24 protein-coding genes are annotated in these 25,761 nt (G+C 68.1%); 14 read left to right on the top strand and 10 right to left on the bottom strand.

The genetic code is table 11. The features are described from left to right. Positions 1 to 18: 18 nt before the first annotated feature. From FZ938_RS23315 to FZ938_RS23305, 3 genes are read right to left on the bottom strand one after another with little or no spacing between them, the layout of a single operon-like run. The gene (locus tag FZ938_RS23315) at positions 19 to 993 is read right to left on the bottom strand and encodes a quinone oxidoreductase family protein (RefSeq protein ID WP_149200816.1); all 975 of its coding nucleotides are present in this window, start codon (positions 991 to 993) and stop codon (positions 19 to 21) included. 39 nt (positions 994 to 1,032) lie between these two features. Further along, entirely contained in the window at positions 1,033 to 1,530 is a 498-nt protein-coding gene (locus FZ938_RS23310; protein ID WP_149200815.1) for a methylated-DNA--[protein]-cysteine S-methyltransferase, read from the bottom strand. Between the two features lie 18 nt (positions 1,531 to 1,548). Next, positions 1,549 to 3,600 (bottom strand): thioredoxin domain-containing protein, encoded by a 2,052-nt coding sequence (locus FZ938_RS23305; RefSeq protein ID WP_149200814.1) that lies wholly within the window; start codon positions 3,598 to 3,600, stop codon positions 1,549 to 1,551. A 182-nt stretch (positions 3,601 to 3,782) separates the two neighbouring features. Here FZ938_RS23305 and FZ938_RS23300 point away from each other — a divergent pair, with 182 nt between their 5' ends. From FZ938_RS23300 to FZ938_RS23270, 7 genes are all read left to right on the top strand, one after another. After that, positions 3,783 to 4,034 carry a DUF6489 family protein gene (locus FZ938_RS23300; RefSeq protein WP_063635627.1) on the top strand — a complete coding sequence of 84 codons (252 nt, stop codon included), beginning with the start codon at positions 3,783 to 3,785 and terminating at the stop codon, positions 4,032 to 4,034. Continuing rightward, a complete protein-coding gene (locus tag FZ938_RS23295) occupies positions 4,031 to 4,390 on the top strand; it encodes a (2Fe-2S) ferredoxin domain-containing protein (RefSeq protein ID WP_149200813.1) in 360 nt (119 codons plus the stop codon). Before FZ938_RS23300 ends, FZ938_RS23295 begins: the two co-directional genes overlap by 4 nt. A 10-nt stretch (positions 4,391 to 4,400) precedes the next feature. After that, positions 4,401 to 5,771, top strand: coding sequence for a tRNA uridine-5-carboxymethylaminomethyl(34) synthesis GTPase MnmE (mnmE, locus tag FZ938_RS23290; protein WP_149200812.1), 1,371 nt, complete (start codon positions 4,401 to 4,403; stop codon positions 5,769 to 5,771). Between the two features lie 105 nt (positions 5,772 to 5,876). After that, a complete protein-coding gene (gene mnmG / locus FZ938_RS23285) occupies positions 5,877 to 7,757 on the top strand; it encodes a tRNA uridine-5-carboxymethylaminomethyl(34) synthesis enzyme MnmG (RefSeq protein WP_174757197.1) in 1,881 nt (626 codons plus the stop codon). Beyond that, positions 7,754 to 8,368, top strand: coding sequence for a 16S rRNA (guanine(527)-N(7))-methyltransferase RsmG (gene rsmG / locus FZ938_RS23280; protein WP_149200810.1), 615 nt, complete (start codon positions 7,754 to 7,756; stop codon positions 8,366 to 8,368). The genes mnmG and rsmG overlap by 4 nt, the downstream gene beginning before the upstream one ends. Before the next feature lie 74 nt (positions 8,369 to 8,442). Then, positions 8,443 to 9,240: a ParA family protein gene (locus FZ938_RS23275; protein ID WP_109074936.1), complete on the top strand. Its 798-nt coding sequence runs from the start codon at positions 8,443 to 8,445 to the stop codon at positions 9,238 to 9,240. After that, positions 9,237 to 10,148, top strand: a complete 912-nt coding sequence (locus FZ938_RS23270; RefSeq protein ID WP_149200809.1) for a ParB/RepB/Spo0J family partition protein — start codon at positions 9,237 to 9,239, stop codon at positions 10,146 to 10,148. Before FZ938_RS23275 ends, FZ938_RS23270 begins: the two co-directional genes overlap by 4 nt. 25 nt (positions 10,149 to 10,173) lie before the next feature. Here the strand turns inward: FZ938_RS23270 and FZ938_RS23265 are convergent, their stop codons facing one another. From FZ938_RS23265 to FZ938_RS23245, 5 genes are read right to left on the bottom strand one after another with little or no spacing between them, the layout of a single operon-like run. Continuing rightward, positions 10,174 to 10,668 (bottom strand): dihydrofolate reductase, encoded by a 495-nt coding sequence (locus FZ938_RS23265; RefSeq protein WP_149200808.1) that lies wholly within the window; start codon positions 10,666 to 10,668, stop codon positions 10,174 to 10,176. Between the two features lie 32 nt (positions 10,669 to 10,700). Continuing rightward, positions 10,701 to 11,885, bottom strand: a complete 1,185-nt coding sequence (hemW, locus tag FZ938_RS23260) for a radical SAM family heme chaperone HemW (protein ID WP_149200807.1) — start codon at positions 11,883 to 11,885, stop codon at positions 10,701 to 10,703. Further along, positions 11,873 to 12,472, bottom strand: coding sequence for an RdgB/HAM1 family non-canonical purine NTP pyrophosphatase (gene rdgB, locus FZ938_RS23255; protein WP_149200806.1), 600 nt, complete (start codon positions 12,470 to 12,472; stop codon positions 11,873 to 11,875). The genes hemW and rdgB overlap by 13 nt, the downstream gene beginning before the upstream one ends. Positions 12,473 to 12,499: 27 nt before the next feature. After that, entirely contained in the window at positions 12,500 to 13,219 is a 720-nt protein-coding gene (gene rph / locus FZ938_RS23250) for a ribonuclease PH (protein ID WP_085086951.1), read from the bottom strand. A 39-nt stretch (positions 13,220 to 13,258) separates the two neighbouring features. Beyond that, entirely contained in the window at positions 13,259 to 14,554 is a 1,296-nt protein-coding gene (locus FZ938_RS23245; RefSeq protein WP_211101147.1) for an MFS transporter, read from the bottom strand. Between the two features lie 306 nt (positions 14,555 to 14,860). Between FZ938_RS23245 and FZ938_RS23240 the strand changes: the two genes are divergently transcribed. After that, positions 14,861 to 17,125 (top strand): NADP-dependent malic enzyme, encoded by a 2,265-nt coding sequence (locus FZ938_RS23240; protein ID WP_149200805.1) that lies wholly within the window; start codon positions 14,861 to 14,863, stop codon positions 17,123 to 17,125. Positions 17,126 to 17,260: 135 nt separating this feature from the next. On the opposite strand, the gene FZ938_RS23235 is transcribed toward FZ938_RS23240, so the two are convergent. Together FZ938_RS23235 and FZ938_RS23230 are read right to left on the bottom strand one after the other, a co-directional pair. Next, positions 17,261 to 17,830, bottom strand: a complete 570-nt coding sequence (locus FZ938_RS23235; protein WP_149200804.1) for a GNAT family N-acetyltransferase — start codon at positions 17,828 to 17,830, stop codon at positions 17,261 to 17,263. A gap of 12 nt (positions 17,831 to 17,842) precedes the next feature. Then, positions 17,843 to 18,448 carry a helix-turn-helix domain-containing protein gene (locus FZ938_RS23230; RefSeq protein ID WP_149200803.1) on the bottom strand — a complete coding sequence of 202 codons (606 nt, stop codon included), beginning with the start codon at positions 18,446 to 18,448 and terminating at the stop codon, positions 17,843 to 17,845. A gap of 187 nt (positions 18,449 to 18,635) precedes the next feature. Between FZ938_RS23230 and FZ938_RS23225 the strand changes: the two genes are divergently transcribed. From FZ938_RS23225 to phoB, 6 genes are all read left to right on the top strand, one after another. Next, complete coding sequence (locus FZ938_RS23225; protein WP_149200802.1) at positions 18,636 to 20,153, top strand: ATP-binding protein; 1,518 nt, start codon at positions 18,636 to 18,638, stop codon at positions 20,151 to 20,153. 127 nt (positions 20,154 to 20,280) lie between these two features. Then, a complete protein-coding gene (locus tag FZ938_RS23220; RefSeq protein ID WP_149200801.1) occupies positions 20,281 to 21,336 on the top strand; it encodes a PstS family phosphate ABC transporter substrate-binding protein in 1,056 nt (351 codons plus the stop codon). 25 nt (positions 21,337 to 21,361) lie between these two features. Next, entirely contained in the window at positions 21,362 to 22,744 is a 1,383-nt protein-coding gene (gene pstC / locus FZ938_RS23215; protein ID WP_149200800.1) for a phosphate ABC transporter permease subunit PstC, read from the top strand. After that, a complete protein-coding gene (gene pstA, locus FZ938_RS23210) occupies positions 22,737 to 24,050 on the top strand; it encodes a phosphate ABC transporter permease PstA (RefSeq protein WP_149200799.1) in 1,314 nt (437 codons plus the stop codon). Before pstC ends, pstA begins: the two co-directional genes overlap by 8 nt. Positions 24,051 to 24,165: 115 nt before the next feature. Further along, the gene (pstB, locus tag FZ938_RS23205) at positions 24,166 to 24,912 is read left to right on the top strand and encodes a phosphate ABC transporter ATP-binding protein PstB (RefSeq protein ID WP_246457902.1); all 747 of its coding nucleotides are present in this window, start codon (positions 24,166 to 24,168) and stop codon (positions 24,910 to 24,912) included. A 96-nt stretch (positions 24,913 to 25,008) separates the two neighbouring features. Beyond that, complete coding sequence (phoB, locus tag FZ938_RS23200; protein ID WP_045582504.1) at positions 25,009 to 25,713, top strand: phosphate regulon transcriptional regulator PhoB; 705 nt, start codon at positions 25,009 to 25,011, stop codon at positions 25,711 to 25,713. Positions 25,714 to 25,761 lie beyond the last annotated feature (48 nt).

The following is a 25,761-nucleotide window of genomic DNA, read 5'->3' as shown; positions in this document are numbered from 1 at the left end:
CGCCCCCACCCCACCTTCTTACGGCACCAGCACCGTCGACCCCGTCGTCGCCCGCGCCTCGAGCGCCCGATGCGCCTCCGCCGTGTCCTTCAACGCGAAGCGCTGGTTGACCGTGAAGGTCACCCCGCCGTTCTTCACCGCGTCGAACAGATCGGCTGCCGAAGCCATCAAATCCTCCCGCTTGGCGGTGTAGGTCGCCAGCGTCGGCCGCGTCACATACAGCGACCCCTTCGCCGCCAGCAGCCCCAGATCCAGCGGTGCCGGCGCACCCGACGCGGCGCCGAACAGCACCATCAGGCCGCGCGGCCGCAGACAGTCCAACCCTTTCAGGAAGGTGGTCTTGCCGACGCCGTCATAGACCACCGGCACGCCCTGCCCGTCCGTCAGGTCCTTCACCCGGGTGACGAAGTCCTCGCGGCTGTAGTCGATGGTGTGGTGGCAGCCATGGGCCTTCGCCAGTTCGGCCTTCTCCTCCGACCCGACGGTGCCGATCACCGTGGCGCCGAGATGCCGCGCCCAGGAACACAGCAGCAGCCCGACCCCGCCGGCGGCGGCCTGGACCAAGATGGTATCGCCGGGCTGCACCACATAGGTGCTGCGCAGCAGATACTGCGCGGTCAGTCCCTGCAGCAGCGTGGCCGCCGTCGCCTGCTCGTCGAGCCAGCTCGGCAGCGGCACCAGCCGGTCGGCCGCGATCAGGCGGCTCTCGGCATAGGCGCCGATGGACATGGCGTAGCCGACGCGGTCGCCGACCTTCAGCGTGGTGACGTCCGGTCCCAGCGCCTCGACCTCGCCGGTGCCCGCCATGCCGATCACCGCGGGCAGATCCGGCAGCTTGTAGGCGCCGGAGCGGTGATAGGTGTCGATGTAGTTCAGGCCGACGGCGGTCTGGCGGATGCGCACCTGACCGGGACCGGGCTCTCCCACCTCGATCTCGTCCCAGCGCAGAACCTCCGGTCCGCCGTGTTCGTGGATACGGATTGCGTGAACCATGGTGGTTTGGTTTCCCTTCTTTTTGAGTTCTCTGGCGTTTCAGAGCAGCGCGAACTGCTCCGCCGCCGCGCCGTTGCCCTGCCCCACGCCGGCATGCCGGCGTTCCAGCGCCAGCAGCCAGGCCTTGGTGTCCAGCCCGCCATGGCCGGAATAGCCGCCGGGCGCTCCGCCGCTGGCCAGCACCCGATGACAGGGAATGATGATCGGGATCGGGTTGGCGCCGCAGGCTCCGCCGACCGCGCGCGGCGCGCTGCCCAGCAACTTCGCCATCCCGCCATAGGTCGCGGTGCCGCCATAGGGAATCGCCAGCATCGCGTCCCAGACGCTGCGTCGGAAGGCGGTGCCCGCCGGCTTCAGCGGCAGGTCGAAGCGCTGAAGCCGTCCCGTGAAATAGGCCTCCAACTGGCGCGCCGCCTCGGTCAGAACCGCGTCCGGTTCGTCATGTTCGAAGCGGCCCCAGCCGACCGAGGTCAGGGCGGATCCGTCCCCGGACAGCATCAGGGGACCCAGCGGACTGCCGATGGAAAGACGCGCCATGGTTTCCTCCCGCAAAATTCAGGTTTTCGTTGCCAGAAGGGCGGCCAGATCCGCCGGCGCCGTCACCGGGGCCGAACAGGTCATGCCGCGGCAGACATAAGCGGTGGCCCTCCCGTCCCGCATCCCCTTCCCTTGTGCCGGATGATTGGCGGGCAGATCCGCCCCCGGCGCGAGCACGGTCAGCATCCGGTTGGGCAGCGAACGGTCCAGCACGGTGCGGCGCAACGCTTCCGTCTCCACCGCCTTGGGTGGGCCGACGATGACGATCTGCAGCGGCGCCGTCATCAGTTCCACCGCGTTCAGGAAGGTCGGCAGCGGGAAGAAGTTGCGCGTCAACTCACCGGAGAAGGCGGCGGCCAGTGCCTCCGCCCGCTCGCGATAGGCATCGTCGCCGGTGCGCTGGAACAGCGTGGTCAGCACTGCCAGCATGGTTCCGTTGCCGCTGGGCGTGGCGTTGTCGTAGACGCTCTTGGTGCGGACGATCAGACCTTCGGCATCGTCGGCGGTGAAGAAGTAGCCGCCATTGGCGCCGTCCCAGAAATGGGCGTCGAGCGTCGCCACCCAGGTCTTCGCCTGATCGAGCGCCGCCGGATCCCCGGTCGCCTCGTGCAGCGCCAGGGCCGCACGCGCCATGTGGGCGTAGTCGTCGAGCATCCCCGCATGCTTGCCCTGCCCGTGCCGCCAGCTGTGGCAAAGCCGCCCGGCGCTATCCATCCGGTCGCGGACAAAGGCGAAGGCGCGGCCGGCGGCATCCAGCCATTCCGGCTCGTTCAGCGCCAGGGCGGCATGGGTCAGCGCCGCGATCATCAGGCCGTTCCAGTCGGCCAGCACCTTGTCGTCCCACCCCGGCCGCACCCGCTTGGCCCGCGCCCGCAACAGGATTTCCCGACCCTTGGCGAGCTTCGCCTCGGTGGCATCGTCGGCCAGTGCCAGGCCGCCCAGCCGGTTCAGGATGGTGACGCCTTCCCAATTGCCCTGGGGCAGCACCTCGTAAACGCGCTTAAACGTCGCCAGCCCGTCATCGCCGAGGGCGGGACCGAGCAGCCGGTCGACCTCATGCTCCTGCCATATATAGAAGAGTCCCTCCTGGCCCTCGCTGTCGGCGTCCAGCGTCGCGGCGAATCCGCCGCCGTCGGCGATCATCTCGCGCAGCAGCCAGCCGACCGTCTCGCGGATGCGGGTTTCCAGCAGCGGGTCGCGCGTCTCCTGCCAGACCAGCGTCATCAGGTCGAGCAGTTCCGCATTGTCGTAGAGCATCTTTTCGAAATGCGGGACCAGCCAGCGTTCGTCGACCGAATAGCGGGCGAAGCCGCCGCCGAGATGGTCGTAGATGCCGCCCTGCGCCATGTTGGCCAGCGTGTGGGTCACCGCTTCCCGGAACGGCTCGCGTCCCGTGCGCCGCCACGCCCGCCACAGCAGTTCGAACAAGGGAACCTGCGGGAATTTCGGCGCGCTGCCGATGCCGCCGTGGATCGGGTCGACCTCGCGCAGCAGCCGTTGCGCCACCTGATCCAGCACCCCGGCATCGACGGCGCCGGCCGACCGGTTCTCCCCCATCCCGGCGAGCGCCGATTTCAGCGCGTCGACATTCTTGCCGACCTTGTCCGGCTCCCGCGCAAAGGTCTCGCCGATGCCGCGCAGCACGTCGGGGAAGCCGGCCCGGCCATAGCGTGGCGCCGGCGGGAAATAGGTGCCGCCCCAGAAGGGCTCCGCATCCGGGGTCAGGAACATGGTCAGCGGCCAGCCGCCCTGCTGTCCCAGCAGCGCCAGGGCGGACTGATAGATGGTGTCGAGATCCGGCCGCTCCTCCCGGTCGACCTTGATGTTGATGAACAGCTCGTTCATCAGCCCGGCGATTTCCGGATTCTCGAAGCTCTCATGCGCCATCACGTGGCACCAGTGGCAGGCGGCATAGCCGACCGACAGCAGCACCGGCTTGTTCTCCGCCTTGGCGCGGGCGAAGGCCTCCGGTCCCCAGGGCATCCAATGCACCGGGTTGTCCTTGTGCTGCAGCAGATAGGGGCTCGTCTCCCGGCCTAGCAGGTTCGCGCCCAACGGAGTGGCGGGCATGGCGGTGTCCGATCTGTTGGTGTGTCGTTAGACAATAGGTGGCGCCGGGGTGGCGTTGCGCCAGTGCATCCTATCTGTATAGTGGGGCATGAGCCGCTGTGGCGCTCAACCCCAAAATCAACACGGCCAATGCCTGGACCGGTGCCGAAGCCGGCTCTTGGTCCCGGTCTGGAGGGGGTCCCATGAAAATCACCGTCGACATCGACTGCACCCCGGACGAGGCCCGGCACTTCCTGGGCCTGCCCGACGTGAAGCCGATGCAGGATGCCATGATGCAGGAGATCCAGGAACGCATGCGTGCGAACCTCCAGGCCATGGACCCGGAGACCATGCTGAAGACCTGGCTCCCCGCCGGCATCCAGGGCATGGAGCAGATGCAGAAGATGTTTTGGTCCCAGATGGCGTCGGCCCTGGGGCAGGAAGGAAGAAAGTGACCGATTTGAAGCCTTATTTCGAAGCCCATGTCTTCTGCTGCACCAACCGCCGTCCCGACGGGCACAAGCGCGGGTCCTGCGCCGCCCACGGGTCGGAAAAGCTGCGCGACTATATGAAGGCCCGCGCCCGTGAACTCGGCTTCGACGGCAAGGTGCGGATCAACTCCGCCGGCTGTCTCGACCGCTGCGAACTGGGCCCGACGCTGGTGATCTATCCGGAAGGCGTCTGGTACACCTATCACAGCACCGGCGATGTCGACGAAATCCTGCAGACCCATCTGGTCGAAGGCCGCCGCGTCGAGCGCCTGATGCTGACCCTGGAGCAGCGGGAGCTGCGGCCCGAGCAGCGCGGCTGATCCACCCCCAATGGTCACCACCAACTTGTTCACCACCACCATCTACGCTCTCGCCACCGCCCCCGGCCGCTCCGGTGTGGCGGTGGTTCGCATTTCGGGACCGCAGGCCGGATCCGCCCTTGCGGCGCTGACCGGCCGCACCCCGCCCGCGCCGCGCCGCGCCGTGTTGACCAAGCTGCGCGATCCCCGGACCGGCGACGCGCTCGACGACGCGCTGGTCCTGCGCTTCACCGCCCCCGCGAGCTTCACCGGCGAGGATGTGGTGGAGTTGCACCTGCATGGTGGCCGCGCCGTCGTCACCGGTGTGATCGAGGCGCTGGCCATCCTGCCCGGCTTGCGGCTGGCCGAACCGGGCGAGTTCACCCGCCGCGCTTTCGAGAACGGCAAGCTCGACCTGACGGAGGCCGAAGCGGTTGCCGACCTGATCGATGCCGAGACCACTGCCCAACGCCGGCAAGCCTTGCGGCAGATGGAGGGTGCGCTTGGCAAACTCTATGACGGCTGGCGGGAACGGCTGACCCGCGCCCTTGCCCACATCGAGGCCGACATCGATTTCGCCGAGGACGATCTGCCTGGCGGTGTCGCCGACGCCGTCCGTCCGGTGATTGCCGGATTGGCCAACGAGATCGCAACGCATCTCGATGATGGCGGTCGTGGCGAGCGTTTGCGCGAAGGGTTGCACATCGCCATCGTCGGCGCGCCGAACGCCGGCAAGTCGAGCCTGCTGAACGCACTCGCCCGCCGGGACGCCGCGATCGTGTCCGCCCGTGCCGGCACCACCCGTGACATCATCGAGGTGCATCTCGACCTCGGCGGCTACCCTGTCGTTCTGGCCGACACAGCCGGCCTGCGCGAAGCCGCCGCCGACGAGGTGGAGGAGGAAGGCATCCGCCGCGCCCGTGACCGGGCGGCGCGCGCCGACGTGAAGGTGGCGGTGTTCGACGCGACCACCCTGCCCGATCTCGACCCGGCGACGCTGGACCTGATCGATGCCGACACCGTGGTGGTGTTCAACAAGACGGACCTTGCGACGGACGGTAACCTGAGGCCGGGTCTGTCCCTGATCGTGGCCCCGATCCTGGCCCCGATCCTGGTCTCCGCCCACACCGGCGCCGGACTGAAGGCATTGGAGGAAAAGCTGACCGTGTTCAGTGCCGACCGGCTCGCCATCGGCAGCGCCCCGTCTCTGACCCGGGCTCGCCACCGTGCGGCGCTTATGGAGTGTCGGGAGTCGCTGCTGCGCGCGCTGGATGCCCCACTGCCCGAACTGGCGGCGGAGGATGTGCGGCTTGCCAGCCGGGCGCTGGGACGCATCACCGGGCGGGTGGATGTGGAGGATCTGCTGGACGTGATCTTCCAGGATTTCTGCATCGGCAAGTGAGTCCGGCGAGTGAAGCGCTGTTTCACGTGAAACAGCGCTGATACGCCTCACTTGTCCTTGCCCCGCCTCTTGGATCCCCGCGTCCATTCCGCTATGGTCCCGCACATGCGAAGCTATGATGTCATCGTTGTCGGCGGCGGTCACGCCGGCTGTGAGGCGGCTGCGGCGGCAGCGCGCATGGGTGCGCGTACGCTCCTGCTGACCCACAAGGTCGAAACCATCGGCGAGATGTCCTGCAACCCCGCCATCGGCGGCTTGGCCAAGGGCCATCTGGTACGGGAGATCGATGCGCTGGACGGGGTGATGGCGAAGGCCATCGACCGCGGCGGCATCCAGTTCCGCATCCTGAACCGCAGCAAGGGCCCCGCCGTCCGCGGCCCGCGCGCCCAGGCCGATCGCAAGCTCTATCGTCAGGCGATGCAGTCGCTGCTGGCCGAACAGGAGAACCTGTTCATCGAAGCCGGCGGCGCCGAGGACCTGATCGTCGATGCTGACCAGCGCATCACCGGCGTCGTAACCGGGGCCGGCGAGTCTATCCGCGCCGGCGCGGTGGTGCTGACCACCGGCACCTTCCTGTGCGGCCTGATCCACATCGGCGAGGAGCGCACCCCGGCCGGCCGCGTTGGCGAGGCGCCGTCGATCGGCCTGTCCGACACGCTGGCTCGTCTCGGCTTCCCGCTCGGCCGGCTGAAGACCGGTACGCCGCCGCGCCTTGATGGCCGCACCATCGACTGGGATGCGCTGGAGAAGCAGCCCGGCGACACGCCACCCCCGCCCTTCTCCTACATGACGGAGCGGATCGACACGCCGCAGATCGATTGCGCGATCACCTGGACGACGCCGGAAGCGCACGCGCTGATCCGCGCCAACCTGCATCGCGCGCCGATGTACTCCGGTCAGATCACCGGCACCGGGCCTCGGTATTGCCCATCGATCGAGGACAAGGTCGTCCGCTTCGCCGAGAAGGAGAAGCACCAGATCTTCCTCGAACCGGAGGGGCTGGACGATCCGACCGTCTATCCGAACGGCATCTCGACCTCCCTGCCCCGCGACGTGCAGCTCGGCATCCTCGCCAGCATGCCGGGGCTTGAGAGGGTGGTGATGATCCGTCCGGGCTACGCCATCGAATACGACTATGTCGATCCGCGCGAACTGAAGCCGACGCTGGAAACCCGCCGGGCGCCGCGCCTGTTCCTGGCCGGCCAGATCAACGGCACTACCGGATATGAAGAGGCGGCGGCCCAGGGCCTGATGGCTGGCATCAACGCCGCGCTGGTGGCGAGCGGAAACCGGGACGGCTTCGTGCTCGACCGCGCCGACGCCTATATCGGCGTGCTGATCGACGACCTGATCGGCCGGGGCACCAACGAACCCTACCGCATGTTCACCTCGCGCGCCGAATACCGGCTGCTGCTGCGCGCCGACAATGCCGACCAGCGGCTGACCGACAAGGGTGTTGCCGTCGGCTGCGTCGGCTCGGAGCGTCGCGATGTCTTCGCCGCCAAGAGCGCGGCGCTGTCGGCCGGTCGCGCCCTGGTCGCCTCGCTGCAAGCGACGCCGGCCGAACTCTCCCGCCAGGGTGTCGCGGTGAACCAGGACGGCGTGCGCCGCAGTGCCGCCGACCTGCTGCGTTACCCCGACATCGACCTGGCCGCCCTTGCCCGTCTGTGGCCGGAGTTGGGCGAGATCGCACCGGAGATCGCCGAGCAGTTGGAGATCGACGGCAAGTATGCCGGGTATCTCGGCCGGCAGGAGGCCGACATCCGCGCCTTTCGCAAGGACGAATCCCTCGCTCTGCCCGACGATCTCGATGTCGACGGCATCGGCAGCCTGTCCGCCGAAATCCGGCAGAAGCTGCGTCAGTCGCGCCCGGCGACGCTTGGTGCGGCTGCCCGCATTCCGGGCATGACCCCAGCGGCGTTGGTCGCCCTGCTCCGCCATGTGAAGCGCCGTGACGTGGTCTCGTCCGGAGTGGCCGCGGAATGAGCGGGTTCGACGCGGTTGCATTTCAGGAGGCCACCGGTGTTTCACGTGAAACGCTCGACCGTCTGATCGCCTATGACGGGCTGCTGCGCAAGTGGCAGCCGAAGATCAATCTGGTCGGCCCGTCCACCCTGGCCGATGCGTGGAAACGCCACTTCTTCGATTCCGCCCAGCTCTACCCGCTGCTGCCGGAGGGCACGCGGGTGCTGGTCGATCTCGGCAGCGGTGCCGGTTTCCCCGGTCTGGTGCTCGCCATCCTCGGCGTGCCGCAGGTGCATCTGATCGAGAGCGACGTGCGCAAATGCGCCTTCCTGCGCGAGGTCGCCCGCGTCTGCGAGGCCCCGGTCACCGTCCACACCAAGCGGATCGAAACCGTCACCGGCATCGAGGCCGATGTCGTCACCGCCCGCGCCCTGGCGCCCCTGACCGATCTCTTTGCCTGGGCCCACCCCTTCATCGGATCGCGCGGCAAGTTCCTGTTCCTGAAGGGCGCCGCGCTGGACGACGAATTGACCGCCGCCACGCAATATTGGACACTGGATCCTGAGCGATTTGACAGCCGCACCGATCCGAGCGGAACCATCCTACGTGTCGGTCATCTTGAGCGTGCGTGAAAACCGTGCCTGACACAGTTCCCGACACACTCTCTTTGCCCTCTTCCCGCCAACCGGACACCCGAGAGGCTGCCATGTCTGCCGTCACCCGTCCCCTTGCCCGTGTGGTTGCGATTGCCAACCAGAAGGGCGGCGTGGGCAAGACCACGACGACGATCAACCTCGCCACCGCGCTCGCTGTCATCGGCAAGCGGGTGCTGGTGATCGACCTCGACCCGCAGGGCAACGCGTCCACCGGTCTCGGCATTCCCCGATCGGACCGCCGCGTCGGCATCTATGACGTGCTGTTCGACGACGTGTCGCTGGAGCAGGCGGCGACCCCCTCCTCCGTGCCGAACCTGTCGATCATCACCTCGTCGGTCGATCTGTCGGGCGCGGAGATTGAACTGGTCGGCGCCGAGCGGCGCGAGTTCCGCCTGCGCGAGGCGGTCGCCAACAGCGCGCTGGAATACGACTATGTCCTGATCGACTGCCCGCCGGCGCTTGGCCTGTTGACGCTGAACGCGCTGGTGGCGTCGCATGCGGTGATGGTTCCCCTGCAGTGCGAGTTCTACGCGCTGGAGGGTCTCAGCCATCTGGTCCGCACCATCGAGCGGGTGAAGCGCGCCTTCAACCCGAACCTGGACATCCACGGCGTCGTGCTGACGATGTTTGACAAGCGCAACAACCTGTCGGACATGGTGGCGGCGGACGTCCGCGGCTTCTTCGGGGAGAAGGTGTACGACACCGTGATCCCGCGCAACGTCAAGGTCTCGGAGGCGCCGTCCCACGGCAAGCCGGTGCTGATCTATGACATGCGCTGCCCCGGATCCCAGGCCTACATCCATCTGGCGGGCGAGGTGCTGCGCCGTGAGAAGAGACTGACCGCATGATCGACGACACCAAGCAAGGGGGCGCCCGCCGCGCCAGTCTGGGCCGCGGCCTTTCCGCCCTGTTCGGCGAGGCGACCGAGGATTATTCGGCGCTCGACAAAGTGCGGCAGTCCAAGCAGGTGCCGATCGAGTTCGTCCATCCCGGCAAGTACCAGCCGCGGCGGAAGTTCGACGAGGAGGCCATCCAGGGCCTCGTCGACTCCATCCGCGACAAGGGCATCCTGCAGCCGCTGCTGGTCCGCCGCGATGGCGAGGATGCCAATTCCTATGAGCTGATCGCCGGCGAACGCCGCTGGCGCGCCGCTCAGATCGCCGGCCTGCACGAGGTTCCGGTCGTCATCCGCGATCTCAGCGACCGCGAGGCGTTGGAAATCGCGCTGATCGAGAACATCCAGCGCCAGGATCTGACCCCGTTGGAAGAGGCGGAGGGCTATCGCCGCCTGATGGAGGAGTTCGAACACACGCAGGAGGATCTGGCCCGCGCCGTCGGCAAGAGCCGCAGCCATGTCGCCAACATGATGCGCCTGCTGGCTCTGCCGGAACCGGTCAAGTCGATGGTCCAGGATGGCGCGCTGACCGCCGGCCACGCCCGCGCCCTGCTGACCGCCCCGGATCCTGCTGCGGTCGCCCGCGAGGTGGTGACGCGTGGCCTGAACGTCCGCCAGACCGAAGACCTGATGCGTGGCGATCAGCTCAAGGCGAAGAAGGGCAAGGCCGCGAACGGCGGCGCCGGCAGCGCCCCGGCGATGAAGGACGTCGACCTGATCAATCTGGAGGAGGAGATCTCCGCCCGCATCGGGCTGAAGGTCGCGATCAACCCGCAGGGGCAGCGCGGGACGATCACCATCCATTACCAGACGCTCGACCAGCTGGACGACGTTCTGCACCGGCTGGGCGGCGAAGAGTAACGGACTTGCCGGGGGCGCTCGCCCCCTACCCGCGCACCTTTTCGAAATCGATGTAGCGATAGAACAGCCCATTCTCTTCCATGGGCGCGCTCGACCACACCTCCGCCCATTCCGCCGCGATGGGCGGCATCAGCGTGTCGCCCTCCACCGTGCTTTCGATGCGGGTCAGGTGCAGGCGATCGGCGATCGGCAGTGTCTCGCGGAACAGGGCGGCACCGCCGATGACGCACAATTCGGCCGCGCCGGAGCCTTGGGCCCATGACACCGCCGCCCCAAGCCCGGTAAACCAGCGGGCGCCGTCATGCTCGCCGACGAGTCCCTGGCGGCTCACCACCAGATTGTCGCGGCCGGGCAGCGGACGGCGTGGCAGGGAGTCCCAGGTCTTCCGACCCATCAGGATCGGCTTGCCCATCGTCAGTTCCCTAAAGCGGCGCAGATCGCCGGGAAGGTGCCAGGGAAGCTGGCCGTCACGGCCAATCACGTCATTGGTCGCGGCGGCGACGATCAGACTGATGAGCATCCCCTGCCCTTTCCCATTGAAGACAAGGGATCTTACGCCAGAATTGCGCTGAGCACCGCGTTCAGACGCTGTAGCCCCTCCGATGTCGCAACCAGGCGGTCGGCATCGCGGGTCAGGAAACCGCCATCGATCAGGCGGGACAAGGCCGCCGGATCGACGAAATCATCCAGCGTCCGGCCGGTTTCCTCCACCAGACGGCCGAGCCGCACGCCCTCGCTCAGGCGCAGCCCCATCATCAGCAGCTCGGTGCCGCGGGACTCACGGTCGATGGGATCAGGGGCGGCGGCACCATGGCCGTCTCGTTCCACCCGCTCCAGCCAGATTTCCGGGGCACGATGGGCGCGGGTGGCGAATTTCTCGCCATGCAACGTCAGCCGGCCGTGAGCGCCGGGGCCGATGCCGACATAGTCGCCATAGCGCCAGTAGGTCAGGTTGTGGCGGCTTTCCTCGCCCGGGCGGGCGTGGTTGGAAATCTCGTAGGCCGGCAGGCCTGCCGCCATCAGCTGGTTCTGCGTCGCCTCATAGAGATCGCCGGCCAAATTCTCGTCGGGCAGCACCAGATCGCCGCGGGCATGCAGCGGGTAGAAGGCGGTGCCCTCCTCGATCGTCAGCTGATAGACCGACAGATGACCGACGGCATAGTCCAGCGCCCGTGTCAGCTCCGCCTGCCAAGCCGCCACCGTCTGGCCGGGACGGGCATAGATCAGGTCGAAGGAGAAGCGGTCGAAGGTCTTCGCCGCCAGATCGATGGCGCCGGTCGCCTCCGCCGCATTGTGCTGGCGGCCGAGGAACTTCAGGCTGGCGTCGTCCAACGCCTGGATGCCGAGAGAAACGCGGTTGATCCCGGCGGTGCGGAAGGCGCGGAACTTGTCGGCCTCGACAGAGGTCGGGTTGGCTTCCAGCGTCACCTCCAGCCATTCGGCGACCGCCCAGCGTTGGGCGACGCGGTCGATGATGGCGCCGACCGTAGCCGGTTCCATCAGCGACGGCGTGCCGCCGCCGAAGAAGATCGAGGTGACGGTGCGGCCGGCGGTCAGGTCGGCGTAATGGTCCAGTTCGCGCAGCAGCCCGGCCCGCCAGCGGTCATGGTCGACCCGCTCGCGGACATGGCTGTTGAAATCGCAATAGGGGCACTTCGACTTGCAGAAGGGCCAGTGAATGTAGACTGCAAAACCAGGGCCAGAGGAGCCAGGATCGGAAACGCTCACCGGAAACACCGCTCCACCAGCTGGCGGAAGGCGTCGGCCCGGTGGCTCATCTCGTGCTTCCTGGCCGGATCCATCTCGCCGAAGGTCAACTCGTGGCCGTCCGGCAGGAACATCGGGTCATAGCCGAAGCCATGCGGTCCGCGCGGCGGCCACACCAGCGTGCCGTAGCAGCGGCCCTCCACCGTCTCGACATGGCCGTCCGGCCAGGCCAGCGACAGGGCGCAGACGAAATAGGCACTGCGGTCGCTTTTCCCGGCAAGTCCGTCCTCGACCTTCCGCATCGCCATGGCGAAGTCCTTGGTCGGGCCGGCCCAGCGGGCGGAATAGATGCCGGGATCGCCGTCCAGCGCCGGCACCACCAGCCCACTGTCGTCGGCGAGCGCGACATGGCCGGCGGCGGCAGCGGCCTTCGCCTTCAGCTCCGCATTGGCGATGAAAGTGGTCCCGGTCTCTTCCGGTTCGGGCAGGCCCAGCTCCCCGGCCGAGGTGAAGGTGGCGACATAGGGGCCGAGCAAATCGGCGATCTCGCGCACCTTGCCCTTGTTGTGGCTGGCGATGACGAGGGTGTCGCCGGTGAAGCGGCGGGGAGCGGACATGATGATGAACCTCTGGCTGATTCCGGCTTACTTGATGCCGAGGACCTGCTTCTGCAACGCCACCAGCTCGTTCACGCCCTTGCGGGCGAGCGCCAGCAGCTCCATGAACTGCGGCTCGGAGAAGGGGGTTTCCTCGGCGGTGCCCTGGATTTCGACGATGCCGGCCTTGCCGGTCAGGACGAAATTGGCGTCGGCCTGCGCCTTGGAATCCTCGTCATAATCTAGGTCCAGAACGGCGTTGCCCTGGAACAGGCCGCAGGACACGGCGGCGACCTGATCGGTCAGCGGCATGGTCTTCAGCGCGCCGATCTGCATCAGATGCTGGAAGGCCAGATGCAGGGCGACATAACTGCCGGTGATGGCGGCGGTGCGGGTGCCGCCGTCGGCCTGGATGACGTCGCAGTCGATCTTGATCTGCTTCTCGCCCATCGCGGAACGGTCGGTGACGGCGCGCAGCGCGCGGCCGATCAGCCGCTGGATTTCCTGGGTGCGGCCGGACTGCTTGCCCTTCGCCGCCTCGCGGTCGGTGCGGCTGTGGGTGGAGCGCGGCAGCATGCCGTATTCGGCGGTGACCCAGCCGAGCCCGGTGTTCTTCAGGAAACGCGGCACCGTCTCGTCGACGCTGGCGGTGCACAGCACATGCGTGTTGCCGAAGCGCACCATGCAGGAGCCCTCGGCATAGCGGCTGAAGCCGGGCTCGAGGGAGACGGTGCGCAGTTGGTCGAAGGCGCGGCCGGAGGGGCGCATGGGCATCATTCCGAAGGTCGTTTGCGGTTCGGCGGCAAGCTAACGGCTCTGCCCGCCCCCGTCCAGCACGGCGTCGGCGTTGACCGCCAGGGGCAACGGCGTCGCCGACGGGCGCGTCGCCCGTTCCAGCCACAAGGTCAGCAGCGGCACGGCAAGCCCGATGGTGATGGAGATGGTCGCCATGGTCGTCACATGCTCCAGCCGGCCGTCGGCGGCGTTGGTCAGGATCTCGGCCGACAGGAAGGCGCCGAAGGCGGAGCTGAGATGCTGCACCGCCGATACCAGCGCCATGAAGCCGGCACGCTCCTGCGGGTCCGGCACGCGGGAGAAGGCGGCGCCGTTGGCGACCATGCGGATGCCGACGAAGGTCATGAAGAAGGGGAACAGCCCCAGCACCGGCATCCACGGCCGGTAGCCGATGAAGGCGAAGAAGATCACCAGGCTCAACCCCACCGTCGCCGCGAAGGTGACGGCGCTGGAGCCGTGGCGGTCGACCAGCCGCCCGGCCCAGCGCGCGGCGAAGAAGCTCAGCGTGCCGCCGGTCATGTAGACCAGGCTGAGATGGTCGCGCGGGAAGCCCAGATTGCCCTGCACATAGGCGGCGATGTTGGGGACGATCATGAATTGCTGGACCTGCACCAGCGCCACGGTGGCATAGGCCAGCCAGACCTTGCGGCGCGACAGCAGCGCCGTCATCCGTAGCCAGGCCCCCGTCTTCATCCCTGCCCCGGCGAGATGGCCGCGCTGCGGCGGCAGGATGGCGATTGCGGCCACGGCGACGACCAGACCGGCGAAGGCCACCGCGAAGAAGGGCAACCTCCAGCCGCCATAGAGCGCCAGTTCCAGCCCCACCGGCACCCCGGCGATGGCCGACAGTGAGAAAGCCGACATGACGGCCCCCATCGCCTGTCCCCGGCGCTGCGGCGCCACCTGATCGGTCACCGTGGCGATGGCGACCGCGACGGCCGGGCCGCCGAACAGTCCGGCAAGCACGCGCGCCGCCAGCAAGGAGTGGAAGTCCCACGCCAGACCGCCCAGCGCGGTCGACACGATCAGCCCGGCCATGGCGACGGCGAGCGCCCGGCGCCGGTCGAAGCGGTCGAGCAGCATCGACCCGATCAATCCGGCCAAGGCTGCGGCGGCGGTGTAGCTGCCGCCGATATAGCCGATGTGCGCCGCCGGGATGTCCAAGGCCCGCGCGAAGTCCGGGCCGAGCGGCATCACCATCATGAAATCGAGGATGTTGATGAACTGCACCGCCGCGATGACCAGCGTGATGCGGCGTTCGTCCGGCGTCAGCGCGGTGGGAGCCGCGGAGTTGGGGGCCAGGGACAAGATGGCGGCTCCGGCAGGGACTTAGAGCGTCGGTTGCTTTTCGCACCGCATGATACCAGCCGCCGCCCGGCTGCCCCTACCAGCATGGTCATGCACGGAAAGCGGATCAGATAGGACGTGCAGCAAACTGGATGTGTCGCCAATCGTCAAAAAAATGCATGATTCGTACAAAAAGCGGGCGATGGAGGCTTGGCGAGTTGCGCGTGCGGCGTATACCATCGCGGCCCCACCGTCGGCAGCGCACCGCACAAAAGGCACCAACGAAGACCGACGGGCATCAGCACTCCGTTGAGGAACACGACATCCATGTCCGACACCAAGCGCGTCACCGACGAAGAGGCCCTGCTGCTGCATTCCAGCGGCCGGCCCGGCAAGCTGGAAATCACTCCGACCAAGCCGCTGACGACCCAGCGCGATCTGGCGCTGGCCTATTCGCCCGGCGTCGCCGCGCCCTGCCTGCGCATCGCCGAGGATCCGTCCCTCGCCTATGACTACACGGCCAAGGGCAACATCGTCGCCATCATCTCCAACGGCACGGCTGTGCTGGGGCTGGGCGACCTGGGCGCGCTCGCCGGCAAGCCGGTGATGGAAGGCAAGGCGGTGCTGTTCAAGCGTTTCGCCGACGTCGACGGCATCGACCTGGAGGTCGACACCCGCGACGTCGACGAGTTCGTCAACTGCGTGCGCTTCCTCGGCCCCAGCTTCGGCGGCATCAACCTGGAAGACATCAAGGCGCCCGACTGCTTCATCATCGAGGAGCGGCTGCGCGAGCTGCTGGACATCCCGGTCTTCCACGACGACCAGCACGGCACCGCGATCATCGCCGCCGCCGGCCTGATCAACGCCTGCGACATCACCGGCCGCCGCATCGAAGACGTGAAGATGGTGGTGAACGGCGCCGGTGCCGCGGGCATCGCCTGCGCCGAGCTGTTCTGCACGATGGGTGTTTCACGTGAAAACATCATCCTGTGCGACACCAAGGGCGTGGTCTATCGCGGCCGCACCAACGGCATGAACCAGTGGAAGTCGTCCTTTGCCGTCGACACCGACAAGCGCACGCTGGAAGAGGCGGTGGCCGGCTCCGACGTGTTCGTCGGCCTGTCGGCCAAGGGGGCGATGACGCAGGAGATGGTGAAGTCGATGGCGGCCAAGCCGATCATCTTCGCGCTCGCCAACCCCGATCCGGAGATCACGCCGGAGGATGTGAAGGCGGTGCGCGCCGACGCCATCGTGGCGACCGGCCGCTCGGACTATCCGAACCAGGTCAACAACGTCCTGGGCTTCCCCTACCTGTTCCGCGGCGCGCTGGATGTCCGCGCCACCACCATCAACGAGGCGATGAAGGTGGCCGCCGCCAAGGCGCTGGCAGCACTTGCGCGCGAGGATGTGCCGGACGAGGTCGACGCCGCCTATTCCGGGCGCCGTCTGCGCTATGGCCCGGACTATATCATCCCGGTGCCCTTCGACCCGCGCCTGATCGTCACCGTTCCGGCCGCCGTCGCCCAGGCGGCGATGGAAAGCGGCGTGGCGCGCAAGCCGATCCTCGACCTGACCAGCTACAAGCATTCCCTGCGGACCCGCCTCGATCCGACCGCCGACAGCCTGGAACTGATCCTGGAGAAGGTGCGGACCAACCCGCGCCGCGTCGTCTTCGCCGAGGGCGAGGAGGAGCGGACGATCCGCGCCGCCATGGCCTTCCGTGCCGGCGGCTACGGCACGCCGGTGCTGATCGGGCGTGAAGAGGTCATCAAGGAGCAGCTGGTGGCGATGGGGCAGCCCAACGTCCAGTTCGAAATCCACAACGCCCGCCTGTCGGACGCCAACCGCCGCTATGCCGACCACCTGTACCGCCGCCTGCAGCGCAAGGGCGCCCTGCTGCGCGACTGCCAACGGATGGTCAACCAGGACCGCAACGTCTTCGCCGCCTGCATGGTGGCGCAGGGCGACGCCCACGCCATGGTGACCGGCCTGACCCGCAGCTTCGGCGTCGCGTACGAGGAAATCCGCCGCGTCGTCGACCCGAAGGCGAGCGAGCCGGTGTTCGGCCTGCACCTGTTCATCACCCGCAACCGCACCGTCTTCATCGCCGACACCACCGTCCATGTCCGTCCCGACGGCAAGACGCTGGCCGACATCGCGGTTGGCGCCGCGGCCAAGGCCCGGCAGATGGGACACGAGCCGCGGATCGCGATGCTGTCCTTCTCCAACTTCGGCCAGACGCCGCACCCGAACACCGATCCGCTGCGGGAAGCCCTGTCGATCCTCGACAGCCGCCGGGTCGATTTCGAGTATGACGGCGAGATGTCGGCCGACGTGGCGCTGGATTACCAGCTGATGAAGCGGGTCTACCCGTTCTCGCGGCTGTCCGGTCCGGCGAACGTGCTGATCATGCCCGGCCTGCATTCCGCCAACATCTCGGCCAAGCTGCTGAACAAGATGGCGGGCGGCCAGATGATCGGCCCGCTGCTGATCGGTCTAGACAAGCCGGCGCAGATCGTCAGCATGGGCGCCTCGGTCAATGACATCGTCACCGCCGCAGCGCTGGCGGCGCACGACTCGCTGCCCTGGTGAGGTGAGGTGCTCCCTCCTCCATTCCGGTGAAGGAGGGAGCATGGTTTCTCCGGCTTGGGTGACCTATAGTCCGTAAAAGGATATCATGCGGGTGAGGGCTGCCCATGCCGGACGGTCTCGACAAAGGGGATGCACTCATCCCAGCGCCTTGTAAAAGTACGTCGTGTCGCAGAACCCGCCTTTCGGCCACAAAGCGTAGTTCGGGATGACGCCGACCTTCACCCAGCCGGCGCGTTCGTACAACCGTTCGGCCTCGGGCGATGCTGTGTCCAGCACCAGCAGGGTCTTGCCGGCGGCCCGGCCGGCCTCCTCGGCCGCCTGCATCAGGGCGGCGCCGACACCCCGGCGGCGGGCGCGGCGGTGGACCAGCATCTTGGACAGGTCGGCGCGGTGCGGCTGGTTCGGCGGCTGGCCGACCACCAGCTGGACGGTGCCCAGGACGCCTTCCCCGTCCTCAGCCACCAGCAGGATGCGCTCCCCCTGCTCCACCCCGGCCACCACTTGGCTCCAGAATCCTTCGGCGGTGGCGCGGTCGAGCGGCGCCATGAAGCTGACCGACGCACCGCCCGCCACGCAATCGAGCAGCACGTCGGTCAGCCCCGGCACGGCTGCGTGAGCCTCCGTTGAAGACAGCACGCGCACCGTCACGGCAGCGGCGCCGCTCTCCCCACCGCGCTGGCCGGAGTCCAGGCAGGCACTATCCATCGCATGCTCCCTTCAGCGTTTGACGGCGTTTAAAGCAGGCCGCCCGTCGGTGGTCAGCGCCACGATGTAGCGGGCGGTGCGGTCGTTCGGGTTGTGGAAGCCGGTCGGACGGTCGAGCCGCATGGCAAGGCAGTCGCCGGTGGACAGGCGGTGCGTCATCTCCCCCACCGTCAGTTCGATGGTGCCGTCCAGCAGATAGACCTGCTGTTCCACCATGGCGGCGCGGTTGCCGCTGTCGTAGGAGACGCGGGCGCCCGGCGGCAACTCCACCTCCACCAGTTCGATGGGCGACGGATAGCCCGGCGGCGACAGGTTGCGGCGGCGATAGCCGGTGGCGGGGTCGGCCCAAGTGGTCTGGTCGGCGCGGCGGGCGACCGGGCTGGCGTCGGCGCGCTCGGCTTCCGCGAACAATGCCGCCAGCGTCACCCCCAGCCCGGCGGCGAGCCGGTCGAGCACGGAGGCCGTCGGGCTGCTCTCCCCCCGTTCCACCAGCGAGATCATCGAGCGGCTGACGCCCGAGCGTTCGGCCAAGCCCTCCAGCGTCAGGCCCCGGTCCGCCCGCAGGGCGCGCAGGCGGGCGGCAAGGCGGCTGTCGATATCGTTTGCAGCGTTTTCCATGAAGGTAGAATGTTGATCCATGATATTGGAGTCAACGCTCCACCGCATAGTCATGCCCATGAATCTTTTATGACCGTCGCGCGGCGTGCGCGACGATGGTGTAGAAGGGCCGTGCAGATGGGCGGTGCCTAAGGACCGAACGTCACACCGCCCGCCCTTATCCTTACTCGAACCCGGTGCCGACCCCATGCGCCCGAAGGCGTTGCCGCCCGTCCCGCTGCTGACCGCGATCCTGCTGATGCTGGTGCCTTTGGCCGGCGTGCTGGCCTGGGCGGTCCATGCCGGGGCGCTGCATGGCGGGCTGGCGCTGGCCGCGGCTGCCGCGGCGTTGGTGGGCGCGGTCCTGGTCCTGCGCACCTACCGCAGCGATGCCGACGCGATGGCCGACTACGCAGCCCGGCTGGCCGAAACCGACGAGCCGCTGGCTCCGGCCGGCACGGCGCCCGCCTTGAAGGCGCTCGCCGCGACCATCGGCCGTCTGCACCGGGTCGGCTTGCGCCGGGCCGAGAGCGTGCGGATGCAACTCGATGCCGACGAGGCGGTGATCGACGCCCTGCCCGCCCCGCTGCTGCTGATGGATGCCGAACGGCAGGTGGTGCGCGCCAACCGGACGGCGCGGGAGCTGTTCGGCGACAAGATCATTGACCGCGACCTCGCCTCCTGTCTGCGCACGCCGGCCGTGCTCGAAGCGGTGGATTCGGTGCTGCGCGGCGGTGCATCCCGCATCATCGAGTTTACGCTGCCGGTCCCGGTGGAGCGCAGTTTCGAAGCGCAGGTGAAGCCCTTCCAGCGGCTGGTGCCCGAACCCGATCCGTCGCTGCTGGATGGCGATATCGAGGAGGAGCCGGCGCCGCGTCCGCCCACCGTCGCCCGCATGGCGATCCTGACCCTGCACGACGTCACCGCCGCCCGCCGGTCGGAGCAGATGCGCGCCGACTTCATCGCCAACGCCAGCCACGAGCTGCGCACACCGCTGTCCTCGCTGCTGGGCTTCATCGAGACGCTGCGCGGCCCCGCCCGCGACGATCCGGAGGCGCAGGACCGCTTCCTGGCGATCATGCATGACCAGGCCAGCCGCATGACCCGGCTGGTCAACGACCTGCTGTCGCTGTCCCGCATCGAGCTGGACGAGCATATGCCGCCCAGCGGCCGCGTCGATGTCGTGGAGGAGTTGGAGAACGTCATCGCCGCGCTGCAGCTGAAAGCGGCGGAGCGCCGCATCCGCCTGCGTCTGGAAGCGCCGGAGGATCTGCCGCCCGTTGTGGGCGACGAGGACCAGCTGACCCAGGTCTTCCAGAACCTCGTCAGCAACGCGATCAAATACACGCGCGAAGACACCGACGTGACCGTCACCGTCGCGCTGGCCGACGGCGCGGCGGTGGGCTTCACCGGCCTGCCTGCCTCTGGCGGTGCGGTGAAGGACAAGCGCGCGCAGCGCGGCGGCACCGCGATGGTGTCGGTGTCGGTGCGCGACCGGGGCGACGGCATCGCCCGCACCCATTTGCCCCGCCTGACCGAACGCTTCTACCGGGTCGATGCCGCGCGCTCCCGCGCCATGGGCGGAACCGGGTTGGGGTTGGCCATCGTCAAGCACATCCTGAACCGCCACCGTGGCCGCCTGACGATCGAAAGCGAAGTCGGGATGGGCAGCGCCTTTACCGTCTATTTGCCTGCGGTGGGGGAGAGGGGACTTGGCGGTTTGTGAGAGGGTGGATCGTTCTGTGACGCTGTCATGAAAGTGTCATAAAAACGCAATCATTCGGTCGCCCTCCCGGTCTATGGTCCGCGCCATTCCGATGGACCAGTCTCTGTTTCCCGAAGGAGGGGCACCCGTGACCACCCGGACGCATGTCTTCGCCGCGACCGCCCCGGCCCTGACTCTGGCCTTGGCGCTCGGCCTCGCCACCGCCCCGGCATCGGCGCAGTCGCGCGACCAGATCCGCGCTGTCGGCTCCTCCACCGTCTTCCCCTTCACCACCGCGGTGGCGGAGGCCTTCGGCAAGACCGGAAAGTTCAAAACCCCGGTGGTCGAATCGACCGGCACCGGCGGCGGGCTGAAGCTGTTCTGCGCCGGCGTCGGCCCGGCGCATCCCGACATCGCCAACGCCTCGCGCCGGATCAAGAAGTCGGAGGTCGACCAGTGCGCCGCCAACGGCGTCACCACGATCACCGAGTTGAAGATCGGCTATGACGGCATCGCGCTGGCCTCGTCCAGGAAGGCCGCTCCGGTTTCGCTGTCGACCGTCGTGCTGTGGAAGGCGCTGGCGAAGGAGGTGCCGGTGAACGGTGCGCTGGTCGCCAATCCTTACCGGCTGTGGTCCGACATCGACCCGTCGCTGCCCAAGGCGGCGATCGAGGTGCTGGGGCCGCCGCCCACCTCCGGTACGCGCGACACCTTCAACGAGCTGGCGATGCTGGAAGGCTGCAGGAAGGTGGCCGAGGTCGCCAAGGTGGTCCCCGACGAGAAGGCGCGCGAACGCGCCTGCATGACGATCCGCGAGGACGGCGCCTATGTCGAAGCCGGCGAGAACGACAACCTGATCGTCCAGAAGCTGGCCGCCAACCCCAACGCCTTTGGCGTCTTCGGCTACAGCTATCTCGACCAGAACCGCGACACGCTGCAGGCGGCGAAGATGGACGGGGTCGACCTGACCGCGGAGACCGTCGCCGCCGGCAAGTACGAGCTGGCGCGCCCGCTCTACATCTATGTCAAGAACGCCCATGCCGGCGTAATCCCGGGCATCCGCGAGTTCATCGGCGAATACACCTCCGAACGCGCGCTGGGCGACGACGGCTATCTGGTCGACAAGGGCCTGATCCCCGAGCCGAAGGCGCTGCGCGAGGCGGCCCGCGTCGAGGCGGTGAACCTGACCCCGCTGCAGTTCTGATCCCTTTTCTACCTGAGCGACCCGCATGCAGCTGACCCTCCTCGCCCTGATCCTGGCCCTGCTCACCGTGATCGGCTTCCTGATCGGCCGGTCGCGCGCGGCATCGTCGGTCGGCGGGCGGGTGGCGGAGCTGCATTCGGTCCCCTCCTACCATGGCGTCTATGTCGCGCTGTGGGCCGGGCTGCCGGCGCTGCTGCTGTTCGTCGCCTGGACGGCGTCGGAAGGCTGGCTTGCGATGCAACTGGTGCTGTCGGCATTGCCCGATCGGCTGACCACCGGCGACGGCCAGTCGGTCGGCCTGCTGAAGGCCGACATCCTCAACCTCGCCCACGGCATCGCCACCGGGCGCGAGGCCGATCCGCTGGTGGCGGAAGCGGCCCGCCGCTACGCCGCCTTCCGCGACCTCGCCGACTGGAGCCTGCTGGCCGTCGTCGCCAGCCTCGCCGTCGCCGGGCTGGCCTGGGGCCGTCACCGCATCGGCCCGGACCTGCGCGCCCGCCCGGCGGTGGAGCGGGTGGTGCGGGTGGCGCTGGTCGTCTGCTCGCTGGTCGCCATCCTGACCACGGTCGGCATCGTCCTGTCGCTGCTGTTCGAGGCGCTGCGCTTCTTCACCGTCGTCTCGCCGCTCGACTTCCTGTTCGGCACCCATTGGAGCCCTCAGACGGCGATGCGGGCCGATCAGGTCGGGTCCAGCGGCTCCTTCGGCGCGATCCCGCTGTTCGCCGGCACGCTGCTGATCACCGTCATCGCGATGCTGGTGGCGGTGCCGGTCGGGCTGATGGCGGCGATCTACATGTCGGAATATGCCGGGCGCGGCGTGCGCACCTGGCTGAAGCCGGCGCTGGAGATCCTGGCCGGCATCCCGACGGTGGTCTACGGCTTCTTCGCCGCGCTGACCATGGCGCCCTTCGTCCGCTCGGTGGGCGAGGCGCTGGGGCTGGACGTCAGTTCGGAATCGGCGCTGGCGGCCGGCATCGTCATGGGGGTGATGATCATCCCCTTCGTCAGCTCGCTGTCGGACGACGTCATCAACGCGGTGCCGCAGAGCTTGCGCGACGGCTCCTACGGCCTCGGCGCCACCAAGTCGGAAACCATCAGGCAGGTCGTCCTGCCGGCGGCGTTGCCGGGCATCGTCGCCGCGGTGATGCTGGCGGTCAGCCGCGCCATTGGCGAGACGATGATCGTCACCATGGCGTCGGGCCTGACCGCCAACATGACCGCCAACCCGCTGCAGGCGGTGACCACCGTCACCACCCAGATCGCCACGCTGCTGGTCGGCGACCAGGAGTTCGACAGCCCGAAGACGCTGTCGGCCTTCGGCCTCGGCCTCGTGCTGTTCCTCGTCACGCTCTGCCTCAACATGGTCGCCCTGCGGGTGGTCCGGACCTATCGGGAAAAATATGACTGACCTCGTCGAGCAGGACGTGGCGGCCGTGACGCCCTCCCCTGCCTCCTCCACTCCGCCCAAGTCGCGCCTGCGCGGCGAGGCCTTCGCCCGCCGGCTGCGCGCCCGCCATGCCGCGGAGCGCCGCTTCCGGCTGGCCGGGGCCGCCGCGGTGGCGCTGGCGGCGCTGATCCTGGTGCTGCTGCTGGGCTCCATCGTCGCCAAGGGCGCCAGTGCCTTCCTGGAGGCGCGGATCCGGCTGGAGGTGACGCTCGACCCGGCGGAGGTCGCCGACCGCAACTACAACGGCCTGCTGCGCCGGGCGCTTTACGCCCACTTCCCGCAGGTGACCGACCGCGCCGGCCGCCGCGTGCTGAACGACCTGCTGTCGTCGGGCGCGCCGTACGAGCTGGAGGCGATGGTCGCCAAGGACCCGGCGCTGGTCGGGACGACCCAGACCGTCTGGGTCCGCGCCGACGACCAGATCGACCAGCTGGTGAAGGGCGGCTATCGCCGCGACCTGCCGGAGAGCGAGCGCGGCCTCAGCGACGCCAAGGTCGCGGCGGCCGACGCGCTGCTGGCGTCCGGCGCGCTGGCGCAGGGCTTCAACACCACCCTGTTCACCGCCGGCGACAGCCGCGAACCGGAACAGGCCGGCATCGGCGGCGCAATCGTCGGCTCGCTGCTGACCCTGCTGGTGACCATGGCGCTGTCGGTGCCGGTCGGCATCTCCGCCGCGGTCTATCTGGAGGAATTCGCGCCGAAGAACCGCTGGACCGACCTGATCGAGGTGAACATCAACAACCTCGCCGCGGTGCCGTCGATCATCTTCGGCCTGCTGGGTCTCGCGGTGTTCCTCGGCTTCTTCGGCATGCCGCGCTCCGCCCCGCTGGTCGGCGGGCTGGTGATGGCGCTGATGACGCTGCCGGTCATCATCATCGCGTCCCGCGTCGCGCTGAAGGCGGTGCCGCCGTCGATCCGCGAGGCGGCGCTGGGCATCGGCGCCTCGCCCCTGCAGACGGTGCTGCACCATGTGCTGCCGCTGGCGATGCCCGGCATCCTGACCGGCACCATCATCGGCATGGCCCGCGCGCTGGGCGAGACGGCGCCGCTGCTGATGATCGGCATGGTCGCCTTCATCGTCGACATCCCCCACGGGCTGACCGACAGCGCCACGGTGCTGCCGGTGCAGATCTACATGTGGGCCGACAGTCCGGAGCGGGCCTTCACCGAGCGCACCTCCGCGGCGATCCTGATCCTGCTCGGCGTCCTGATCCTGCTGAACGGGGCGGCCGTGATCCTGCGCAAGATTTTCGAGAGACGGTGGTGAGCGCCCCATGAGCATTCCAAGCGGCATCCGGAGCAGTATCCCGAGCCAGCTGAAGCTGCGGCCCCGTGGCGACCGGCAACCGAACCGGGCGTCCGGCGCCGCCCTGCCTGCCAAGATGACCGCCCGCGGGGTAAAGGTGTTCTACGGCGCCAAGCAGGCGTTGAAGGGCATCGATCTCGACATCCAGGAAAACCGGGTGCTGGCGCTGATCGGCCCGTCGGGCTGCGGCAAGTCCACCTTCCTGCGCTGCCTGAACCGGATGAACGACACCGTCGAGGGGTGCCGGGTCGAAGGGCGGATCGCGCTCGACGGCGAGGACGTCTATGGCAAGGCCGTCGATGCGGTGCAGCTGCGCGCCCGTGTCGGCATGGTGTTCCAGAAGCCGAACCCCTTCCCGAAATCGATCTACGACAATGTCTCCTACGGCCCGCGTATCCACGGTCTCGCGTCGGGACGCGACGAGCTGGACGAGGTGGTGCAGACCTCGCTGAAGCGCGCCGGCCTGTGGGCGGAGGTCAAAGACCGCCTGCGCGAACCCGGCACCAGCCTGTCCGGCGGCCAGCAGCAGCGGCTGTGCATCGCCCGCGCCATCGCCGTCAGCCCGGAGGTGATCCTGATGGACGAGCCCTGCTCGGCGCTCGACCCCATCGCGACCGCCCATATCGAGGAGCTGATCGACGAGCTGCGGGCCAACTACACCATCGTCATCGTCACCCACAACATGCAACAGGCCGCCCGCGTGTCGCAGCGCACCGCCTTCTTCCATCTGGGCGAGATGGTGGAGTGCGACGACACCGAGGAGATCTTCACCAACCCGCGCGACGAGCGCACCCAGGGCTACATCACCGGCCGCTACGGCTGAACCCTGCCTTTATGCCTGCGCCCCCCTTCCCTCCTTTGTTGAAAAGGCTGTCCCATGCCGGTTAACGTCGAGACGCGCGCTGTGAACGGAGCCACCATGAACGCGGCCCTCAAGCCGCTCGTCCTGATCGTCGAGGACGAGGCCGACATCCTGACGCTGCTGAAGTACAACCTGGAAAAGGAAGGCTTCCGCGTCGCCACCGCCAGCGATGGCGAGGAGGCCCTGCTGGCCGCCGGCGAACAGACGCCGCACATCGTGCTGCTCGACTGGATGCTGCCGCTGATGAGCGGTCTGGAGGTGTGCCGCCAGTTGCGCCGCAATGCCAAGACCCGTGACATCCCGATCATCATGCTGACCGCCCGCGGCGAGGAAGGCGACCGGGTGCGCGGCCTGAATTCCGGCGCCGACGACTACATCACCAAGCCCTTCTCGCCGACCGAGCTGGTCGCCCGCATGCGTGCGGTTCTGCGCCGCGCCTCCCCCGGCATGACCGACGAGGTGCTGACCTTCGCCGACGTGACGATGGATCTGGCGGCCCACCGCGTACGCCGCAACAGCCGGGACGTACATCTGGGACCCACCGAATTCCGTCTGCTGCGCCACTTCATGCAGCATCCCGGCCGCGTCTTCTCACGTGAACAGCTGCTCGATCTGGTGTGGGGCCATGACGTGTACGTCGAGCCGCGTACGGTCGACGTACACATCCGCCGCCTGCGCAAGGCGATGAATGAAGAGGACGAGCTGGACCTGATCCGCACCGTGCGGTCGGCGGGCTACGCGCTGGATACGAAGTCGATGTGAGTTGGGGGTAGGATCGGGGGCAGGACCACCGCAGCACTGGTGAGAATG

It is taken from the genome of Azospirillum oryzae (assembly GCF_008364795.1).
GTDB lineage: Bacteria > Pseudomonadota > Alphaproteobacteria > Azospirillales > Azospirillaceae > Azospirillum > Azospirillum oryzae.
Note: the sequence above shows the minus strand (reverse complement) of the source record. Positions and strands in the feature narration are given on the sequence as shown.

What these genes read in the sequence shown, in the direction of transcription:
- FZ938_RS23315 (WP_149200816.1), bottom strand. Translation starts at nt 993, where the DNA reads ATGGTTCACGCAATCCGTATCCACGAACACGGCGGACCGGAGGTTCTG.
- FZ938_RS23310 (WP_149200815.1), bottom strand. Translation starts at nt 1,530, where the DNA reads ATGGCGCGTCTTTCCATCGGCAGTCCGCTGGGTCCCCTGATGCTGTCC.
- FZ938_RS23305 (WP_149200814.1), bottom strand. Translation starts at nt 3,600, where the DNA reads ATGCCCGCCACTCCGTTGGGCGCGAACCTGCTAGGCCGGGAGACGAGC.
- FZ938_RS23300 (WP_063635627.1), top strand. Translation starts at nt 3,783, where the DNA reads ATGAAAATCACCGTCGACATCGACTGCACCCCGGACGAGGCCCGGCAC.
- mnmE (WP_149200812.1), top strand. Translation starts at nt 4,401, where the DNA reads ATGGTCACCACCAACTTGTTCACCACCACCATCTACGCTCTCGCCACC.
- mnmG (WP_174757197.1), top strand. Translation starts at nt 5,877, where the DNA reads ATGCGAAGCTATGATGTCATCGTTGTCGGCGGCGGTCACGCCGGCTGT.
- rsmG (WP_149200810.1), top strand. Translation starts at nt 7,754, where the DNA reads ATGAGCGGGTTCGACGCGGTTGCATTTCAGGAGGCCACCGGTGTTTCA.
- FZ938_RS23275 (WP_109074936.1), top strand. Translation starts at nt 8,443, where the DNA reads ATGTCTGCCGTCACCCGTCCCCTTGCCCGTGTGGTTGCGATTGCCAAC.
- FZ938_RS23270 (WP_149200809.1), top strand. Translation starts at nt 9,237, where the DNA reads ATGATCGACGACACCAAGCAAGGGGGCGCCCGCCGCGCCAGTCTGGGC.
- FZ938_RS23265 (WP_149200808.1), bottom strand. Translation starts at nt 10,668, where the DNA reads ATGCTCATCAGTCTGATCGTCGCCGCCGCGACCAATGACGTGATTGGC.
- rdgB (WP_149200806.1), bottom strand. Translation starts at nt 12,472, where the DNA reads ATGTCCGCTCCCCGCCGCTTCACCGGCGACACCCTCGTCATCGCCAGC.
- rph (WP_085086951.1), bottom strand. Translation starts at nt 13,219, where the DNA reads ATGCGCCCCTCCGGCCGCGCCTTCGACCAACTGCGCACCGTCTCCCTC.
- FZ938_RS23240 (WP_149200805.1), top strand. Translation starts at nt 14,861, where the DNA reads ATGTCCGACACCAAGCGCGTCACCGACGAAGAGGCCCTGCTGCTGCAT.
- FZ938_RS23235 (WP_149200804.1), bottom strand. Translation starts at nt 17,830, where the DNA reads ATGGATAGTGCCTGCCTGGACTCCGGCCAGCGCGGTGGGGAGAGCGGC.
- FZ938_RS23230 (WP_149200803.1), bottom strand. Translation starts at nt 18,448, where the DNA reads ATGGAAAACGCTGCAAACGATATCGACAGCCGCCTTGCCGCCCGCCTG.
- FZ938_RS23225 (WP_149200802.1), top strand. Translation starts at nt 18,636, where the DNA reads ATGCGCCCGAAGGCGTTGCCGCCCGTCCCGCTGCTGACCGCGATCCTG.
- pstC (WP_149200800.1), top strand. Translation starts at nt 21,362, where the DNA reads ATGCAGCTGACCCTCCTCGCCCTGATCCTGGCCCTGCTCACCGTGATC.
- pstA (WP_149200799.1), top strand. Translation starts at nt 22,737, where the DNA reads ATGACTGACCTCGTCGAGCAGGACGTGGCGGCCGTGACGCCCTCCCCT.
- pstB (WP_246457902.1), top strand. Translation starts at nt 24,166, where the DNA reads ATGACCGCCCGCGGGGTAAAGGTGTTCTACGGCGCCAAGCAGGCGTTG.
- phoB (WP_045582504.1), top strand. Translation starts at nt 25,009, where the DNA reads ATGAACGCGGCCCTCAAGCCGCTCGTCCTGATCGTCGAGGACGAGGCC.